This is a genomic window from Saccharothrix sp. BKS2 (genome assembly GCF_047689505.1).
Classification (GTDB): domain Bacteria; phylum Actinomycetota; class Actinomycetes; order Mycobacteriales; family Pseudonocardiaceae; genus Actinosynnema; species Actinosynnema lopnurensis.
This window is the reverse complement of record NZ_JAUQOL010000004.1, coordinates 448,465-461,908: the sequence shown is the minus strand read 5'-3', so window position 1 is coordinate 461,908 and position 13,444 is coordinate 448,465. Positions and strand designations below refer to the sequence as shown.

Genomic DNA, 13,444 nt, shown 5'->3' with positions numbered 1-13,444 from the left:
CGGTCAACTACCGGTTCGAGAGCTTCAGCATCTCCGGCGCGTAGCGCTCCCCGGAGACGGTCGGCGCGGCGTCCTCGATGGCGCGGAGGTCGTCGGGCGACAGCGCCAGGTCGGCCGCGGCGACGTTCTCCTCCAGGTACTTCACCCGCTTGGTGCCGGGGATCGGAACCACGTCGTCGCCCTGGTGGTGCACCCAGGCCAGCGCCAACTGGCCCGCCGTGACGCCGCGCCGGTCCGCGAGCGCCCGCAGCGCGTCGACGATGGCGGTGTTGCGGGCGAAGTTCTCCCCCGAGAACCGGGGCAGGCCGCGCCGCACGTCGTCGGCGTCGAGGTCGTCCACCGAGGTCACGCGGCCGGTCAGGAAACCGCGGCCCAGCGGCGAGAACGGCACCAGGCCGATGCCCAGCTCGCGGCAGGTCGGCAGGACCTCGGCCTCGATGTCGCGCGTCCACAGCGACCACTCGCTCTGGAGGGCGGTGATCGGGTGGACGGCGTGGGCGCGTCGGATCGTGGCCGCGCCCGCCTCGGACAAGCCCAGGTAGCGGACCTTGCCCTCCCGAACCAGCTCGGCCATCGCGCCCACGGTCTCCTCGATCGGGACCTCCGGGTCGACGCGGTGCTGGTAGTACAGGTCGATGTGGTCGGTGCCCAACCGGCGCAGCGACGCCTCGGCCGCCTGCCTGACGTAGGCGGCGTCGCCGCGCGGGCGCCGGTCGGGGTCGCCGAGGGCGAACTTCGTGGCGAGGACGACCCGGTCCCGGCGGTCCGCGATCGCCCTGCCGACCAGTTCCTCGTTGGCGCCCGCGCCGTAGACGTCGGCGGTGTCGAGGAGGGTGACGCCCAGGTCCAGGGCGCGGTGGACGGTGGCGGTGGACTCGGTCTCGTCGCCTGCGCCGTAGGACTGGCTCATGCCCATGCAGCCGAGTCCCTGCCTGCCGACCCGGAGTTCTCCCAGCTGGGTCACGCGGTGATCCCTTCCACGAAGGTGCTCTCGATCTGCTCGTAGTGCGTGATCTTGTACTCCAGCACGTGGAGGCAGGTCTGGAGTTCGGCGATGCGCTCGCGCACCGAGGCGCGGTGCTCGTGCAGCATCTGCTTGCGACGGCCTGCCGTGGCGTCACCGCGGTGCCTGAGCTGCGCGTACTCGCGCATCATGCGGATGGGCATACCGGTGGTGCGCAGGCGGGTGAGGAAGATCAACCAGCCGAGGTCTTCCTCGCTGTAGGTGCGCCGCCCGCCCGAGTCCCGGGCCGGCGGGTCGACCAGACCGATGCGTTCGTAGTAGCGCAGCGTGTCGATGGACAACCCGCTGCGCTCGGCCGCCTGGGCGATCGAGTAAGTCACGGTGTCGACCGTAGGAGCTGGAGTGCACTCCAGGTCAACCCGGTTCAGCCACCCGGCGCGCCCGGTCACCCCGCACGACCTCGTGGACCGGCCGGCGCGGCGGCGTGCGGAGTGGCAAGTGCGCGGGAGGAGAGGGTGCGGGAGAACAGAGGAGAGCAGGGCGGGGGTGGAGGAGCGCGAGGCGGACGAGCGCAGGGCGGACGAGCGCAGGGGCGGGTGCGGGTGGAATCGCTCCCACAGGTGAGGCCGGACAACGGTTCCGGCGGTCGGCAACCGCCGGGTCGATCAACCTCGGACGCGGAACGGCTCGAACGCCGGCCTGCCCGGTTCCAATCTGCTCGCGCACGCCGGCTCGGAAGCCAAATGCTCAGGCACCGGCCAACTCAGACGGCGACCATCTCAAGCGGCGACCGTCTCAGGCACCGGCAAGCTCAAGCACCGGCCACCCCAGGCACCAGCCACTCCAGGCACCAGCCATCCCAGGCACCAGCCCATCGCGGCGCCAACCAGCGCTTCCGTCCCCCGAAGCTCGCGTGCCCACGCCTGGCCCTACCCGCGCGGCTATTCCCCCCTCGGTTTGGGCATACCCCACGCCTCCAGGTGCGCCGCCATCCCCGGCACGTCGATCTGCTCCCTGCCCAGTGCCCGCACCAGGTCCAGGGCCTCGTCCTCGTCGGCGTCGATCCACCAGCCGTTGATGTCGCACAAGGTCACCGCCGCCACCCAGCCCAGTCGCCAGTTGCCCTCGGCAAGCGGGCGTGTGCGCACGATCGAGTCGAGCAGGGCGGAGGCTTTCAGCCAGAGCGTGTCGTACGCCTCGACCCCCAACACTGTCGCCCGGGGGCGGTGGGCTGCGGAGTCGAGGAGACCTAAATCGCGCACGACCAGGTCCCCGCCGGTGACGGCGGTCGCCAGCACGAGCAAGTCGCCGGCGTCGAGGTAGTTGACCACTGCTTGACGCGCTCCCTGTCCCGAAGGGAGGGGGCCGTGGTGCGACCTCACCGCATCAGGGCAGCATCTGCCGCCACTACCCACCCCCTCAGGTCCGTGTCGCCTCCCCGCCTGAGCGGCGGCGAGGATGGTGTCGGCCGCGTTGTGCACCGAAGTGCAACCTGAACGCGACCCGATCTTCAACGGCGCACCATACCGGTGCACCGGTGATCGCCGTGGACGTTCGCAGGCGTGGCGGGGCGGCAAACGGGACTGGGGGTCGTTGAGCTGCATGGATTGATCGTATCGAACATGTGTTCGAACGAGGAGTGCGCAAGGGGCGCTACCACCCGAACGTGTGTGCGGGTGCGGGAAACCGCAACGATTCAGGCCGAGCCGAGCCGGTCCAGCAGCCCCCGGTACTTGGGGAGCACGCGCCCGAGCACCTCGGACAGCTGCTCCTCCTTCTGCAGGCGGGCCCAGCGCTCGGCCAGCGCCAAGCGCACGACCTCCTGCTTGGAGCGCCCTTCGGCCGCGGCGAGCTCGTCGAGCCGCCGGTTCTCCTCGTCACTCAGACGCAGGGTCATAGCCATGGGAAATGACGGTACCAACTTGATACCACGTTGGCCAGACCAAGTTTTATAACGTTGTTTTGGTAAGATCGGGCCGTGCCGCGACCGAAAACCCACGACGACGCACTCCGCGTCCGCCTGCTCCACCGCGCGGGCGAGCTGCTGTCCGCGGAGGGTCCGGGCGCTTTGAGCTTGCGCAGGCTCGCGGCGGATGTCAACACCTCCACCACGGCCGTGTACTCGCTGTTCGGGGGCAAGTCGGCCCTGCTGAACGCCCTGTACGACGAGGCGTTCCGCCGTTTCGGTGAACGGGTCGCGGAGGTCCCCGAGACCGAGGACCCCGTGGAGGACATCGTCCGGATGGGCCTGGTCTACCGGGAGAGCGCGCTCGCCGACCCGCAGTTCTACCTGGTGATGTTCGGCAGGGCCGTGCCGAGCTTCGAACCCGCCGAGGAGAGCCGGGAGGCCGCCCGCCGGACGTTCCTGCCGGTCGTGCGCAACGTCGGCCGCGCGGTGCGGGCGGGCCTGTTCGCCGAGGTGCCGCACGAGGACGCCGCGCTGGCGCTGTGGGGCCTGGCGCACGGGCTGGTGAGCCTGGAGATCAACGGCAACCTGCCGCCCGGCGTCGAGGTCGCCCCGATGTACGAACGAGCCGTCCGCGCACAGGCGGACGGCTGGCGCGGGTAAGGCCGGAACAGGTAAAGCCGCAGCAGGCAAGACCAGGACGAGCAAGACGGGCGCAGGTGAAGGTGGGGCCCGGGGAGGCGGCCGCCGCGAAACCTCCCCGGGCCCCGGTGGACTGCCCTTGTCAGGACAGTCCGCTGGTGAGCGCCTTGATCAGCTCGCCGTCGGCGGTGTCACCGTCGAGCGACCAGATCATCGCGCCGCCGAGGCGCCGCTCCGCCACGTAGCGGCCCTTGCGCTTCATCTCGGTGGGGTCGTCCCAGGTCCAGAACGTGGTGCCGTCGAACAGCCAGGCGTGCCCGGCCTTGGCGTCGCGGTGCACCTTGAAGTTGCCCAGCTGCGCCTTGAGGATGCGGTAGTCCTCGTAACCGGCCTCGTAGGTGGCCGGCGCGGGCCCGGTCGCGTCCTGGAACAGGCCGTTGTCGGCATTGGTCACGCCGGTCCAGCCGCGGCTGTAGAACGGCACGCCCAGCACGACCTTGTTCTTCGGCGCGCCGTTCTTCAGGTAGTGGTCGACGGTGACCTGCGAGCTGAACGGCAACGGCGCCGGGTCGCCCGCGGGGGTGCGGAGCGCGGACTGCTGGTTGGTCTGCGGGTCCCACGCGCCGTGGAAGTCGTAGCCCTGGAGGGTCCCGAAGGTCAGCAGCCCGAACACGCGCGCGACCTCGAAGCCCCGGTCGATCTGCCGCGGGTCGGCGGGCAGGAACGCGGTCAGGTCGTACGCCTTGCCGGTGCGCCAGGTCATCCTGCCCAGCTGCTTGCGGTACTCGACCAGCAGCGCGGTGAAGTTCTGCCTGTCCTCGGGCCGCACGACGTTGCCGGGCGCGGCCTCGGAGGAGGGCCACTCCCAGTCGAGGTCGATGCCGTCGAAGACGCCGGCCGCCGCGCCGGGTGCGGCGTCGGGCAGGTTGCCCTTGAGCCACATGTCGAGGCACGACGCCACGTGCGCGGCGCGCGACTCGGGCGTGAGGGCCGCGTTGGAGAAGTACTTCGAGCCGGTCCAGCCGCCGAGGGAGATGTTGATGCGCAGCTTGGGGTACTTGGCCTTGAGCTGCTTGAGCTGGTTGAGGTTGCCCGACAGCGGCTGGCCGGCCACGTCGGCCTTGCCGTTGACGCTCTGCTCGGCGGTGAACGGGCGCTGGTAGTCGGCCCACGGGTCGGAGCTGACGCACTTGCCGGACTCGTCGAGGAAGCCGAACGCGTAGTTCAGGTGGGTGAGCCTGGGCGCGGTGCCGTTCGTGACCAGGTTCTTGACCAGGAAGTTGCGGTCGTAGCCGCTCCACTGGGTGTAGTACCCGACGGTGCGCGTCTTGGTGTGACCGTGCCCGCGGTCGTGGTCGTGAGCGGTGGCGTGCGGGGCCAGCGACGCGGTGATCGCGGTGGCCAGGAGTGCGGGGAGCACCCATCTCCTGCTCGTCATGCTTCTCCTCGCGGGGTGCGGCGACGTCACTTCCTTGTGGTCCAGACCACGATAGGGATGAGGTCTAGACCATTGCTACGCCCAAAAGGCCCAATCCGCGCACGCCGAACAGCGCTGTCCGGTATTGCAAAAGTTTGCATGTGCGCACCGGGGTGCCACCGCGCTAGCGTCGGTGCTCAAGTTTGAACGGCGATTCACCAGGGGGAACCTTGAGCATCTTGGTCACCGGCGCGACCGGCACCATCGGCGGCGCCGTGGTCCGACAACTGGCGAACGACGGGGTGCCGGTCAAGGCGCTGACCCGCAACCCCGACCGGGCCGACCTGCCGACCGGCGTGGAGGTGGTGGCGGGCGACCTGACCAGGCCCGACGAGCTGCCGCTCACCGGCGTGACCGCGGTCTTCCTGGTCGCCGTGCCGGGGGCGGGTGACCCGGCCGCGCACGTGTCGGCTTTCCTGGAGCACGCGCACGACCTGCGGAAAGCGGTGTTCCTGTCCAGCAGCGCGGTCACGTTCGAGCGGCCGGGCAGCTACGAGGAGCACCAGGACGTGGAACGGGTGATCGAGCAGTCGGGCGTGGCGTGGACGCACGTCCGGCCGGGCGAGTTCATGAGCAACAAGTTGATCTGGGCGCGGGGCGTCAAGGCCGACGACGTGGTGCGGGCGCCGTTCCCGGACGCGGTCGGCGCGCCCGTGCACGAGGCCGACGTGGCGGAGGTCGTCGTGCACGCCCTGCTGCGCGAGGGGCACGACGGCGAGGCGTACACGCTCAGCGGGCCGGAGGCGCTGACGCACCGGCAGCAGGCCGAGGCGTTCGCGCGGGGGCTCGGGCGGCCGATCGGCTTCGAGCGGCTGACCTACGGGCAGGCGCGGGCGGCGCTGATCCGCGACGAGGGGCTGCCGTGGGACGTCGCCGAGTACCTGATGGGGTACATGGCGCAGCACGCCGAGGAGCCGGCCGTCGTCACGCCGGACTTCGAGCGGGTCACCGGCGGGCGTGGCCGGACCCTGGCCCGGTGGGCCGCCGACCACGCCGCCGAACTGACCTGAGGACCCGCCGCACGTCCAGGGCTCCCGGGTCGCGAACGTTGAACTCGGGGGTCCTGGACGTACGACACGGTGGTCGTGAACGTACGACTCGCGACGGGTTCGTGACCTAGACGGCGCCGTACTGGCGGTCGCCCGCGTCGCCGAGGCCGGGGACGATGAAGCCCGAGTCGTTCAGGCGCTCGTCGACGCTGGCGGTGACCAGGCGGACCGGCAGGCCCGAGGCGGACAGGTGCTCGATGCCCTCCGGGGCGGCCAGGCAGCAGATCGCGGTCACGTCGGTCGCGCCCCGGTCGGTCAGCAGGCGGATCGTGTAGGCCATGGATCCGCCGGTGGCCAGCATCGGGTCCAGCACGAACACCGGGCGGCCGGCCAGGGACTCGGGCAGCGACTCCATGTACGGGGTCGGCTGGAGCGTCTCCTCGTCGCGCGCCAGGCCCACGAAGCCCATCTGGGCGTCGGGGATCAGCTTGTGCGCCTGGTCGGCCATGCCCAGGCCGGCCCGGAGGACCGGGACCAGGAGCGGCGGGGTGGCCAGGCGGTGGCCGGTGGTGCGGGCGACGGGCGTGTGCACGCGCTCCTCGGCCACCGCCGCGTCGCGGGTGGCCTCGTACACGAGCATCACGGTCAGCTCCTGCAACGCCGCGCGGAACGCCGCGTTGTCGGTGCGGGCGTCGCGCATGGTGGTCAGTCGCGCCCGCGCCAGCGGGTGGTCGACAACGAGGACGTCCATGGTCGAACAGTATGTGGTACCTCTAGCCGATGCCCGACGGCTCCTTACCCACCTCGGTCGTCCGCGTGCTCGATCCCGGGGGCGATCCGGTCGGCGGCGGGGTCGTGGTCGGCGGGCGGGTGCTGACCTGCGCGCACGTGGTCAACCTCGCTCTCGGCCTCGACGCGCGGTCGGCCGAGCCGCCGGGCGGGGGCGTGCGGGTCGACTTCCCGGCCCTGGACCACCCGCCGGTGACCGCGCGGGTCGCCTCCTGGACGCCCCCGCCGCCGCGCGAGGGCGTGCCGGGCGGTGACGTCGCCGCGCTGGCCCTGGACCTGCCCGCCGGGGTGACGCCCGCGCGGCTGATCAGGACGCCACCGCACCCCGGCAGCCCGGTGGACGTGTTCGGCCACCCGGCCGACCGGCCCGACGGCGCGTGGGTGCGGGCCGTGGTGCGCGGGCCGGTGGGCGGGCGGCTGGTGCAGCTGGACAGCGACTCGGCGCTGCGCGTGCGGCGCGGCTACAGCGGCAGCGCGGTGTGGGACCCGGCCACGGGCCGGGTGGTGGGCATCATCGCCACCTCCGCCGGGCCGGACAGCTACGCCATCGGCGCCGACGCGCTGCGCCCGCCGAAGCCCGAGGTCCGGCCCGGCGGCGACGGGGTGGTGGTGCTGCACCTGACGCGCGTGCCGGGAGCGGACCTCGGCGAGTTCGAGGACCTGCGCCCGGACCTGGTGGTGTTCACCGGCCACCTGACCGCGAACGGCAGGCCGGACGAGTTCGCCCGCGCGTTCCGGTCGCTGGCGGACCTGGCCGAGGCCGTCGACCTGCCGCGCCGCCGGGTGGTGGTCGTGCCCGGCTCCCGCGACGTGAACCGGATGGCGTGCCGGGCGTACTTCACCCACGAGGAGGCGTGGGGCCGCACGCCGACGCCGCCGTACTGGCCCAAGTGGGGGCCGTTCAAGGAGGCGTTCGACGAGTTCTACGGCGGCGCCTTCACCTTCACCCCGGACGAGCCGTGGACGCTGTTCGAGTACCAGGACCCGCCGCTGGTGGTGGCCGGGCTCAACGCCACGGTCGAGGTGACGCACGAGGTGGACCGGGCCGCGCTGGGCGACCGGCAGGCCGCGTGGTTCGGGAGGGCGCTCCGCGACGCGGGCGGGCGCCACCTGTGCGCGGCGCAGGGCCTGACCAGGCCCGACGGCTGGGGCCCCGGCCCCTGGCTGACCGACGCCGCCACCGACCGCCCGTGGTCGGTGACGACCCTGGCGGTCCGGGCGCCGCTCCCCCCGGCGGAGGACGTGGGCGGACCGGGCACGTTCTTCGACCGGGTGCTGGAGGCGACCCGGGTGGCGCACCCGACCGCGACCGTCACGCCGCGCCCCGACGAGGGCTACGTGCGCGTGTCGAAACCCCGCGACAGCGGCGGTTTCGAGCAGTGGCCGGTGGGCGTGGCCGGCGTGCTCACCCCCGAGGTCGTCGACCGGTTCGTCCGGCGCGTGCACGACCCGTTCGCCGCGGCGGACCCGTACGTGCCCTCCGAGGTCGTGCACGGCGGACCGCCCGCGCCCGTGGACCTGGTGCTCGCCGCCCGGCGCCGCGGTGTGCGGCTGCGCAGCTTCGTGGAGTACCAGGGCCTGCTGGACCTGCGCCCCCTCGCGGTGAAGCAGGCGCAGTCGCTCGCCGGCGACACCGTCTACCCGGCCGGGCTGTACGTGTCCCAGCGGTACGCGGTGGTCCGGCCGGACGAGCGCGGTGACGACCTGCTCGGCCGCGTGCTCGACTGGCTGCGCGAGGAGTCCGCCCGGTTCGTGGTGGTGCTCGGCGACTTCGGGCGGGGCAAGTCGTTCCTGCTGCGCCAGCTGACCCGGGTGCTGCCGGAGGAGGACCCCGGCCTGCTGCCGGTGCTGGTGGAGCTGCGCAGCCTGGAGAAGGCCCCGTCGCTGGACGAGCTGCTGGCCCAGCACCTGGTGCGCGAGGGCGTACCCGCGGTGGACGTGCCCAAGCTGCGGTACATGATCAGCAGCGGTCGGCTCGCGCTGCTGTTCGACGGGTTCGACGAGCTGGAGCTGCGCGTCGGCTACGACAACGCGGCCGACTACCTGACCACCCTGCTCCAGGCCGTCACCGACCGGGCCAAGGTCGTGCTGACCAGCCGCACCCAGCACTTCCGGTCCACCGACCAGGTGCTCAACGCGCTGGGGCAGCAGGTGTCCGCGCTCGCCGCGGGCCGGGTGGTGGTGCTGGAGGACTTCACCGACGACCAGATCCGCGGCTTCCTCACCCGCCACTACGGCGGTGACGGGCAGCGGGCGGCCCGGCGGTTCGAGCTGCTGGACGCGGTCGGCGACCTGCTCGGCCTGTCCCGCAACCCGCGGATGCTGTCGTTCATCGCGGACCTGGACGAGGAGCGGCTGCTGGAGGTCCGGCAGCAGCACGGCCGGGTCAGCGCCGCCGAGCTGTACCGGGAGCTGCTGGACTCCTGGATGTTCCGGGAGGTCGACCGGCAGGACCACCGGCACGGCGTGCGGTCGTTCGACCGGGACGAGCGGGTGTCCGCGTGCCGGGCGCTGGCGCTGCGGCTGTGGGAGACGACGGCGACCACCATCCAGACCGCGGACCTGGAGGACACCGTGGTCCGGGTGCTGACCCGGTTGGCCGAGCGCGGGTACTCGATCGACCAGGCCGCGCACGCCGTGGGCTCGGGCTCGCTGCTGGTGCGGGCGGAGGACGGCGGGTTCGCGTTCGTGCACCAGTCGGTGATGGAGTGGCTGGTGGCCGAGGTCGCCGCGGACGAGCTGCGCGCCGGGCGGTTCGGCTCGGCGGTGGTGAACCGCCGGATGACGCGGCTGATGGTGGACTTCCTGTGCGACCTGGCGGGCCGCGAACCGGTGGTGCGGTGGGCGCGGCAGGTGCTGGTCGACCCCCACGTGGCGGACGCCGCCAGGCAGAACGCCACCGAGGTCGTGCGGCGGCTGAACGTGTGGACCCGGCTCCTGCTGTCCGGTCAGGACCTGCGCGGCTACCACTTCGGCGAGGTGGACCTGAGCGGCGCGGACCTGCGCGAGGCCGACCTGTCCGACCAGCGCTTCGTGAACACGCGGTTCGTCGGGGCCGACCTGACCGACGCGAACCTGACCGGTGCGCGGGTCATCGGCGGCGACCTGACCGACGCGGTGCTGACCGGGAGCCGGTGGCGGCGGGCGGCGCTGCTGGGTGTGGTCGGGGCGGACCGGCCCGAGCTGGCGGACGCCGCGGTGAGCGGTCGGGACCCGGCGCGGGCCCTGGTCCACGCCGAGGCCGATGACGTGGCGGCGGTTGCGTTCTCCCCGGACGGCGAGCTGCTCGCGCTCGCCCGCGAGCACGTGGTGGAGCTGCGGCACGTGAAGTCGAACCAGCCGGTGCGGCTGTGGCGGCGGCACGCCCACCGGGTGACGGACGTCGCCTGGTCACCGGACGGCCGGCGGCTGGCGACCCGCGAGGAGGACGGTCGGGCGTACACCTGGGACGCCGCGACCGGGGACCTGCTCGGGGAGGCCGCGACCGGCGTGGCCCGGCTCCTCGGCTTCCGGTACCGCGGTCGGGGGATCGCCGTGCTGACGCCGGGCAGCGAGGTCCGGTTCCTCGACGCCGCCGGCGCCCACCAGGGGTCGCTGCCCGGCCGGTGGGTCGAAGCGGCGTGCGCGACCACCGCCGACCTGCTGGTGACGAGGTCGGGCACCGAGGTCGTCGGGTGGTCGCTGGACAGCGGCACCCGCACCGTGCTCGCCGACTTCCCGGTTCGCCGCATGGCCCTGTCGCCCGACGGCGGGTGGCTGGCCCTGGACCGGGTGGACCGGGTCGTCGTCGTGGAGTTGCGGACCAACGCGGTCGTGGCCGAGTTCGCCACCCCCGACGCCCCGGACCGGATGGTCCTGTCCCCCGGTGGCGCGCAACTGGCCGTGATCTCGGGGGACGGCCTCGTCAGGTTGGTCGCCCCGGGCGGGCAGCACCTCGGACACCTGAACCGGCCGCCCCTCCACCTCGGTTCAGTGTCCTACTCCGCGGACGGTCGCCGCCTGCTGGTCATCGCCAACGGTCTCTGCTGGGTGTGGGACCTGTCGACGGGCGAGGTGACCACGAAGCTCGGCGAACGCACCCGGGCGGCGCTGTTCGCGCCCGACGACCGCGGGATCGTCCTGGGGGACGACTCCGGTGTGCTCGTCCCCGAAGCCGGCAGCCTCCCCACCGGCCCCGTGGTGGCGCTGGGCCAACCGGAGGACCGCGGGCAGCTGGTCACCGCCTCGGCGGAACGGGAGGTCACGTGGTGGGACCTCGACACCGGTCAGCCGCTGCGCAGCCTGTCACGGGGCACCGAGGCCATCACGGCGATCGACTGCGCCCCGACCGGTGATCTGGTGGCCATCGCCCACGGGCGTTTCGTGACGATCCACGGGAGTGAGCACCACGTGGTGCTCAGGGGGCGGGGAACGAGGGTGCGGCAGGTCGCGTTCTCCCCCGACGGCGAGCTGGTCGCGGTGGCGTCCGACGACGGCACGGCCCAGCTCTGGACCGTGCGGGGAGACCCGTTGCTCGTGCTGGAAGGGCACGAGGGCCAGGTGTGGGACGTGGCGTTCTGGCCCGATGGCGGGCGGCTGGTCACCGCCTCGTCCGACGGCACCGCGCGGGTGTGGAGCCGCAACGGCGGGGTGCTGGTGGTCCTGGTCGGCCACACCGGTCCTGTGCGCGGCGTGACCTGCTCGCCGGACGGCGAGCGGATCGCCACCGCCGCCGACGACGGCACGGTCCGGATCTGGGACGCCCGCACCGGGGCCGAGCTGGCGGTGTTCGTGCACGAGCACGAGGGCGCGGTGCTGCTGCCCGACGGGTCGTACAAGGGCGACGCGGGACCGGCCCTGTTCTGGGCGGTCAAGCAGTGCCGGTTCGAGGTCGGCGAGCTGGACCCCCACTACCCGGGAATCCGCCGCTTGGCCCCGGAGGAACCGCTGCCCGGCGTAGTAGCGTCGTGACCGTGGCTGATCACGTGCGGATCGGGGTCCTGGGCGCGGCGCGGATCGTGCCGGCCGCGCTGGTCCGACCGGCGCGGGCGGTGGGGTCCGTCGTGGTGTCGGCGGTGGCCGCCCGGGACGCGGGCCGGGCGCGGGAGTTCGCGGACCGCCACGGGATCGCCCGGGTGCACGACGGCTACGAGGAGCTGTTGGCCGATCCCGACCTCGACGCGGTCTACGTGCCGCTGCCCAACGGGCTGCACGGCAGGTGGACGCTGGCCGCGCTGGAGGCCGGGAAGCACGTGCTGTGCGAGAAGCCCTTCGCGGCCAACGCCGAGGAGGCCGCGCGGGTCGCGGAGGCCGCCCGGAACAGCGGGCTGGTGGTGATGGAGGCGTTCCACTACCGGTACCACCCGTTGGCCGCGCGGATGGTCGAGGTGGTGGGCGAGCTGGGCGAGCTGCGGCACGTGGACGCGCGGTTCGCCTTCCCGCTGCCCCGGTTCTCCGACATCCGGTACTCGCTGGAGCTGGCGGGCGGCGCGCTGATGGACGCCGGGTGCTACCCGGTGAGCCTGGTGCGACTGCTGGGCGGCGGTGAGCCGGAGGTGCGGTCGGCGCGGGCGCTGCTGCGGGGCGAGGGCGTCGACCGGGCGATGCGCGCCGAGCTGAAGTTCCCCGGCGGGCACACCGGCACCGTCGTCACGTCGATGTGGTCGCGCACGGTGCTGAAGGTGTCCGCGAAGGTGCTGGGCGCCAACGGGGAGATGCGGGTGATCAACCCGTTCGCGCCGCAGGCGGGGCACCGGTTGGTGGTGAGGCTGAAGGGGCAGCGCCGGGTCGAGCGCTTCGACCGGCGGCCGTCCTACGAGTACCAGCTGGAGGCGTTCGCGGACGCCGTGCTGCACGGCAAGCCGTTCCCGACGACGCCGGACGACGCGGTGGCCACCATGCGGGTGATCGACGACATCTACCGGGCGGCCGGGCTGCCGCTGCGCCGGCCCGCCTGATCGCGACGTTCCGCCGTGAAACACCCCCGGCCCTCCTAGACTCACCCGGGTGAGCGACGAGCTGGTGCCCGACCCCCGTCAGATGCGCGCCTCCGACGCCGACCGCGAGAAGGTCGCCCAGGTGCTCCAGCGGGCGCACGGGGAGGGCCGCCTGGACCTCCACGAGCTGGACGAGCGCCTGGCCGCCACCTACGCCGCCAAGACCTACGGCGAGCTGGTGCCGCTGACCGCCGACCTCGGCGTCCCCTCCCCCTCGCTGATGCCGGTGCCCGTCCAGCAGCACCTGCCCTCGTCCCGGATCGGCGGCACGCCCGGCTCGACGGCCTCGTTCGCGTTCTGGTCGGGGATCGAGCGGCGGGGCGAGTGGGTCGTGCCCGCCACCCACAACGCGGTGGCGGTCATGGGCGGCGTGGTGATCGACCTGACCAAGGCGCGGTTCGCGCAGCAGGAGACCACGATCAACGCCTACGCGCTCATGGGCGGCATCGAGGTGATCGTGCCGGCGGACGTGACCGTGCGGGTCGACGGCGTCGGGTTCATGGGCGCGTTCGAGGACACCACCCACAAGGGCGACCCGACCGTCCCCGGCGGGCCGCACGTGCGGATCACCGGGTTCGCGATGATGGGCGCGGTCGAGGTGAGGCGGCCGAAGAGGAAGAAGTCCAAGAACCGCGAAATCGAGGACTGATCACCCTCCTGAGCAGCGGGAACGCGCTCGCTTGGGACGCCCGTCCCAGTCCG

At 72.8% G+C, this 13,444-nt stretch carries 11 protein-coding genes; 5 read left to right on the top strand and 6 right to left on the bottom strand.

Annotation, left to right across the window (positions count from 1 at the left end; all coding sequences use genetic code 11):
* Positions 1 to 7: 7 nt before the first annotated feature.
* The 4 genes from Q5530_RS10705 to Q5530_RS10690 all read right to left on the bottom strand — a co-directional run bounded on the left by Q5530_RS10705 (position 8) and on the right by Q5530_RS10690 (position 2,861).
* Positions 8 to 916 (bottom strand): aldo/keto reductase, encoded by a 909-nt coding sequence (locus tag Q5530_RS10705; protein WP_415362089.1) that lies wholly within the window; start codon positions 914 to 916, stop codon positions 8 to 10.
* 44 nt (positions 917 to 960) lie between these two features.
* Positions 961 to 1,344, bottom strand: coding sequence for a MerR family transcriptional regulator (locus tag Q5530_RS10700; RefSeq protein ID WP_415362001.1), 384 nt, complete (start codon positions 1,342 to 1,344; stop codon positions 961 to 963).
* 561 nt (positions 1,345 to 1,905) lie between these two features.
* The gene (locus Q5530_RS10695; RefSeq protein ID WP_380634740.1) at positions 1,906 to 2,295 is read right to left on the bottom strand and encodes a type II toxin-antitoxin system death-on-curing family toxin; all 390 of its coding nucleotides are present in this window, start codon (positions 2,293 to 2,295) and stop codon (positions 1,906 to 1,908) included.
* A gap of 365 nt (positions 2,296 to 2,660) precedes the next feature.
* Positions 2,661 to 2,861, bottom strand: coding sequence for a type II toxin-antitoxin system VapB family antitoxin (locus tag Q5530_RS10690; RefSeq protein ID WP_233824133.1), 201 nt, complete (start codon positions 2,859 to 2,861; stop codon positions 2,661 to 2,663).
* 81 nt (positions 2,862 to 2,942) lie between these two features.
* Here Q5530_RS10690 and Q5530_RS10685 point away from each other — a divergent pair, with 81 nt between their 5' ends.
* Complete coding sequence (locus Q5530_RS10685) at positions 2,943 to 3,533, top strand: TetR/AcrR family transcriptional regulator (protein ID WP_415362000.1); 591 nt, start codon at positions 2,943 to 2,945, stop codon at positions 3,531 to 3,533.
* A gap of 121 nt (positions 3,534 to 3,654) precedes the next feature.
* Here the strand turns inward: Q5530_RS10685 and Q5530_RS10680 are convergent, their stop codons facing one another.
* On the bottom strand, positions 3,655 to 4,950 hold the full coding sequence (locus Q5530_RS10680) for a glycoside hydrolase family 18 protein (RefSeq protein ID WP_415361999.1): 1,296 nt from the start codon (positions 4,948 to 4,950) through the stop codon (positions 3,655 to 3,657).
* Between the two features lie 209 nt (positions 4,951 to 5,159).
* On the opposite strand from Q5530_RS10680, the gene Q5530_RS10675 reads away from it, so the two are divergent.
* Positions 5,160 to 5,999, top strand: coding sequence for an NAD(P)H-binding protein (locus Q5530_RS10675; RefSeq protein WP_415361998.1), 840 nt, complete (start codon positions 5,160 to 5,162; stop codon positions 5,997 to 5,999).
* Between the two features lie 106 nt (positions 6,000 to 6,105).
* On the opposite strand, the gene upp is transcribed toward Q5530_RS10675, so the two are convergent.
* Complete coding sequence (upp, locus tag Q5530_RS10670; protein ID WP_380634746.1) at positions 6,106 to 6,729, bottom strand: uracil phosphoribosyltransferase; 624 nt, start codon at positions 6,727 to 6,729, stop codon at positions 6,106 to 6,108.
* Between the two features lie 29 nt (positions 6,730 to 6,758).
* On the opposite strand from upp, the gene Q5530_RS10665 reads away from it, so the two are divergent.
* From Q5530_RS10665 to Q5530_RS10655, 3 genes are read left to right on the top strand one after another with little or no spacing between them, the layout of a single operon-like run.
* Positions 6,759 to 11,717 carry a pentapeptide repeat-containing protein gene (locus tag Q5530_RS10665; protein ID WP_415361997.1) on the top strand — a complete coding sequence of 1,653 codons (4,959 nt, stop codon included), beginning with the start codon at positions 6,759 to 6,761 and terminating at the stop codon, positions 11,715 to 11,717.
* Positions 11,718 to 11,719: 2 nt separating this feature from the next.
* Positions 11,720 to 12,703: a Gfo/Idh/MocA family protein gene (locus tag Q5530_RS10660; RefSeq protein WP_415361996.1), complete on the top strand. Its 984-nt coding sequence runs from the start codon at positions 11,720 to 11,722 to the stop codon at positions 12,701 to 12,703.
* A gap of 49 nt (positions 12,704 to 12,752) precedes the next feature.
* On the top strand, positions 12,753 to 13,391 hold the full coding sequence (locus Q5530_RS10655) for a DUF1707 SHOCT-like domain-containing protein (RefSeq protein ID WP_415361995.1): 639 nt from the start codon (positions 12,753 to 12,755) through the stop codon (positions 13,389 to 13,391).
* Positions 13,392 to 13,444: the final 53 nt, after the last annotated feature.

Bases quoted from the DNA above. Each gene is read 5' to 3' on its own strand.
- Q5530_RS10705 (WP_415362089.1), bottom strand. From the start codon at position 916: ATGGGCATGAGCCAGTCCTACGGCGCAGGCGACGAGACCGAGTCCACC.
- Q5530_RS10690 (WP_233824133.1), bottom strand. From the start codon at position 2,861: ATGACCCTGCGTCTGAGTGACGAGGAGAACCGGCGGCTCGACGAGCTC.
- Q5530_RS10680 (WP_415361999.1), bottom strand. From the start codon at position 4,950: ATGACGAGCAGGAGATGGGTGCTCCCCGCACTCCTGGCCACCGCGATC.
- upp (WP_380634746.1), bottom strand. From the start codon at position 6,729: ATGGACGTCCTCGTTGTCGACCACCCGCTGGCGCGGGCGCGACTGACC.
- Q5530_RS10665 (WP_415361997.1), top strand. From the start codon at position 6,759: ATGCCCGACGGCTCCTTACCCACCTCGGTCGTCCGCGTGCTCGATCCC.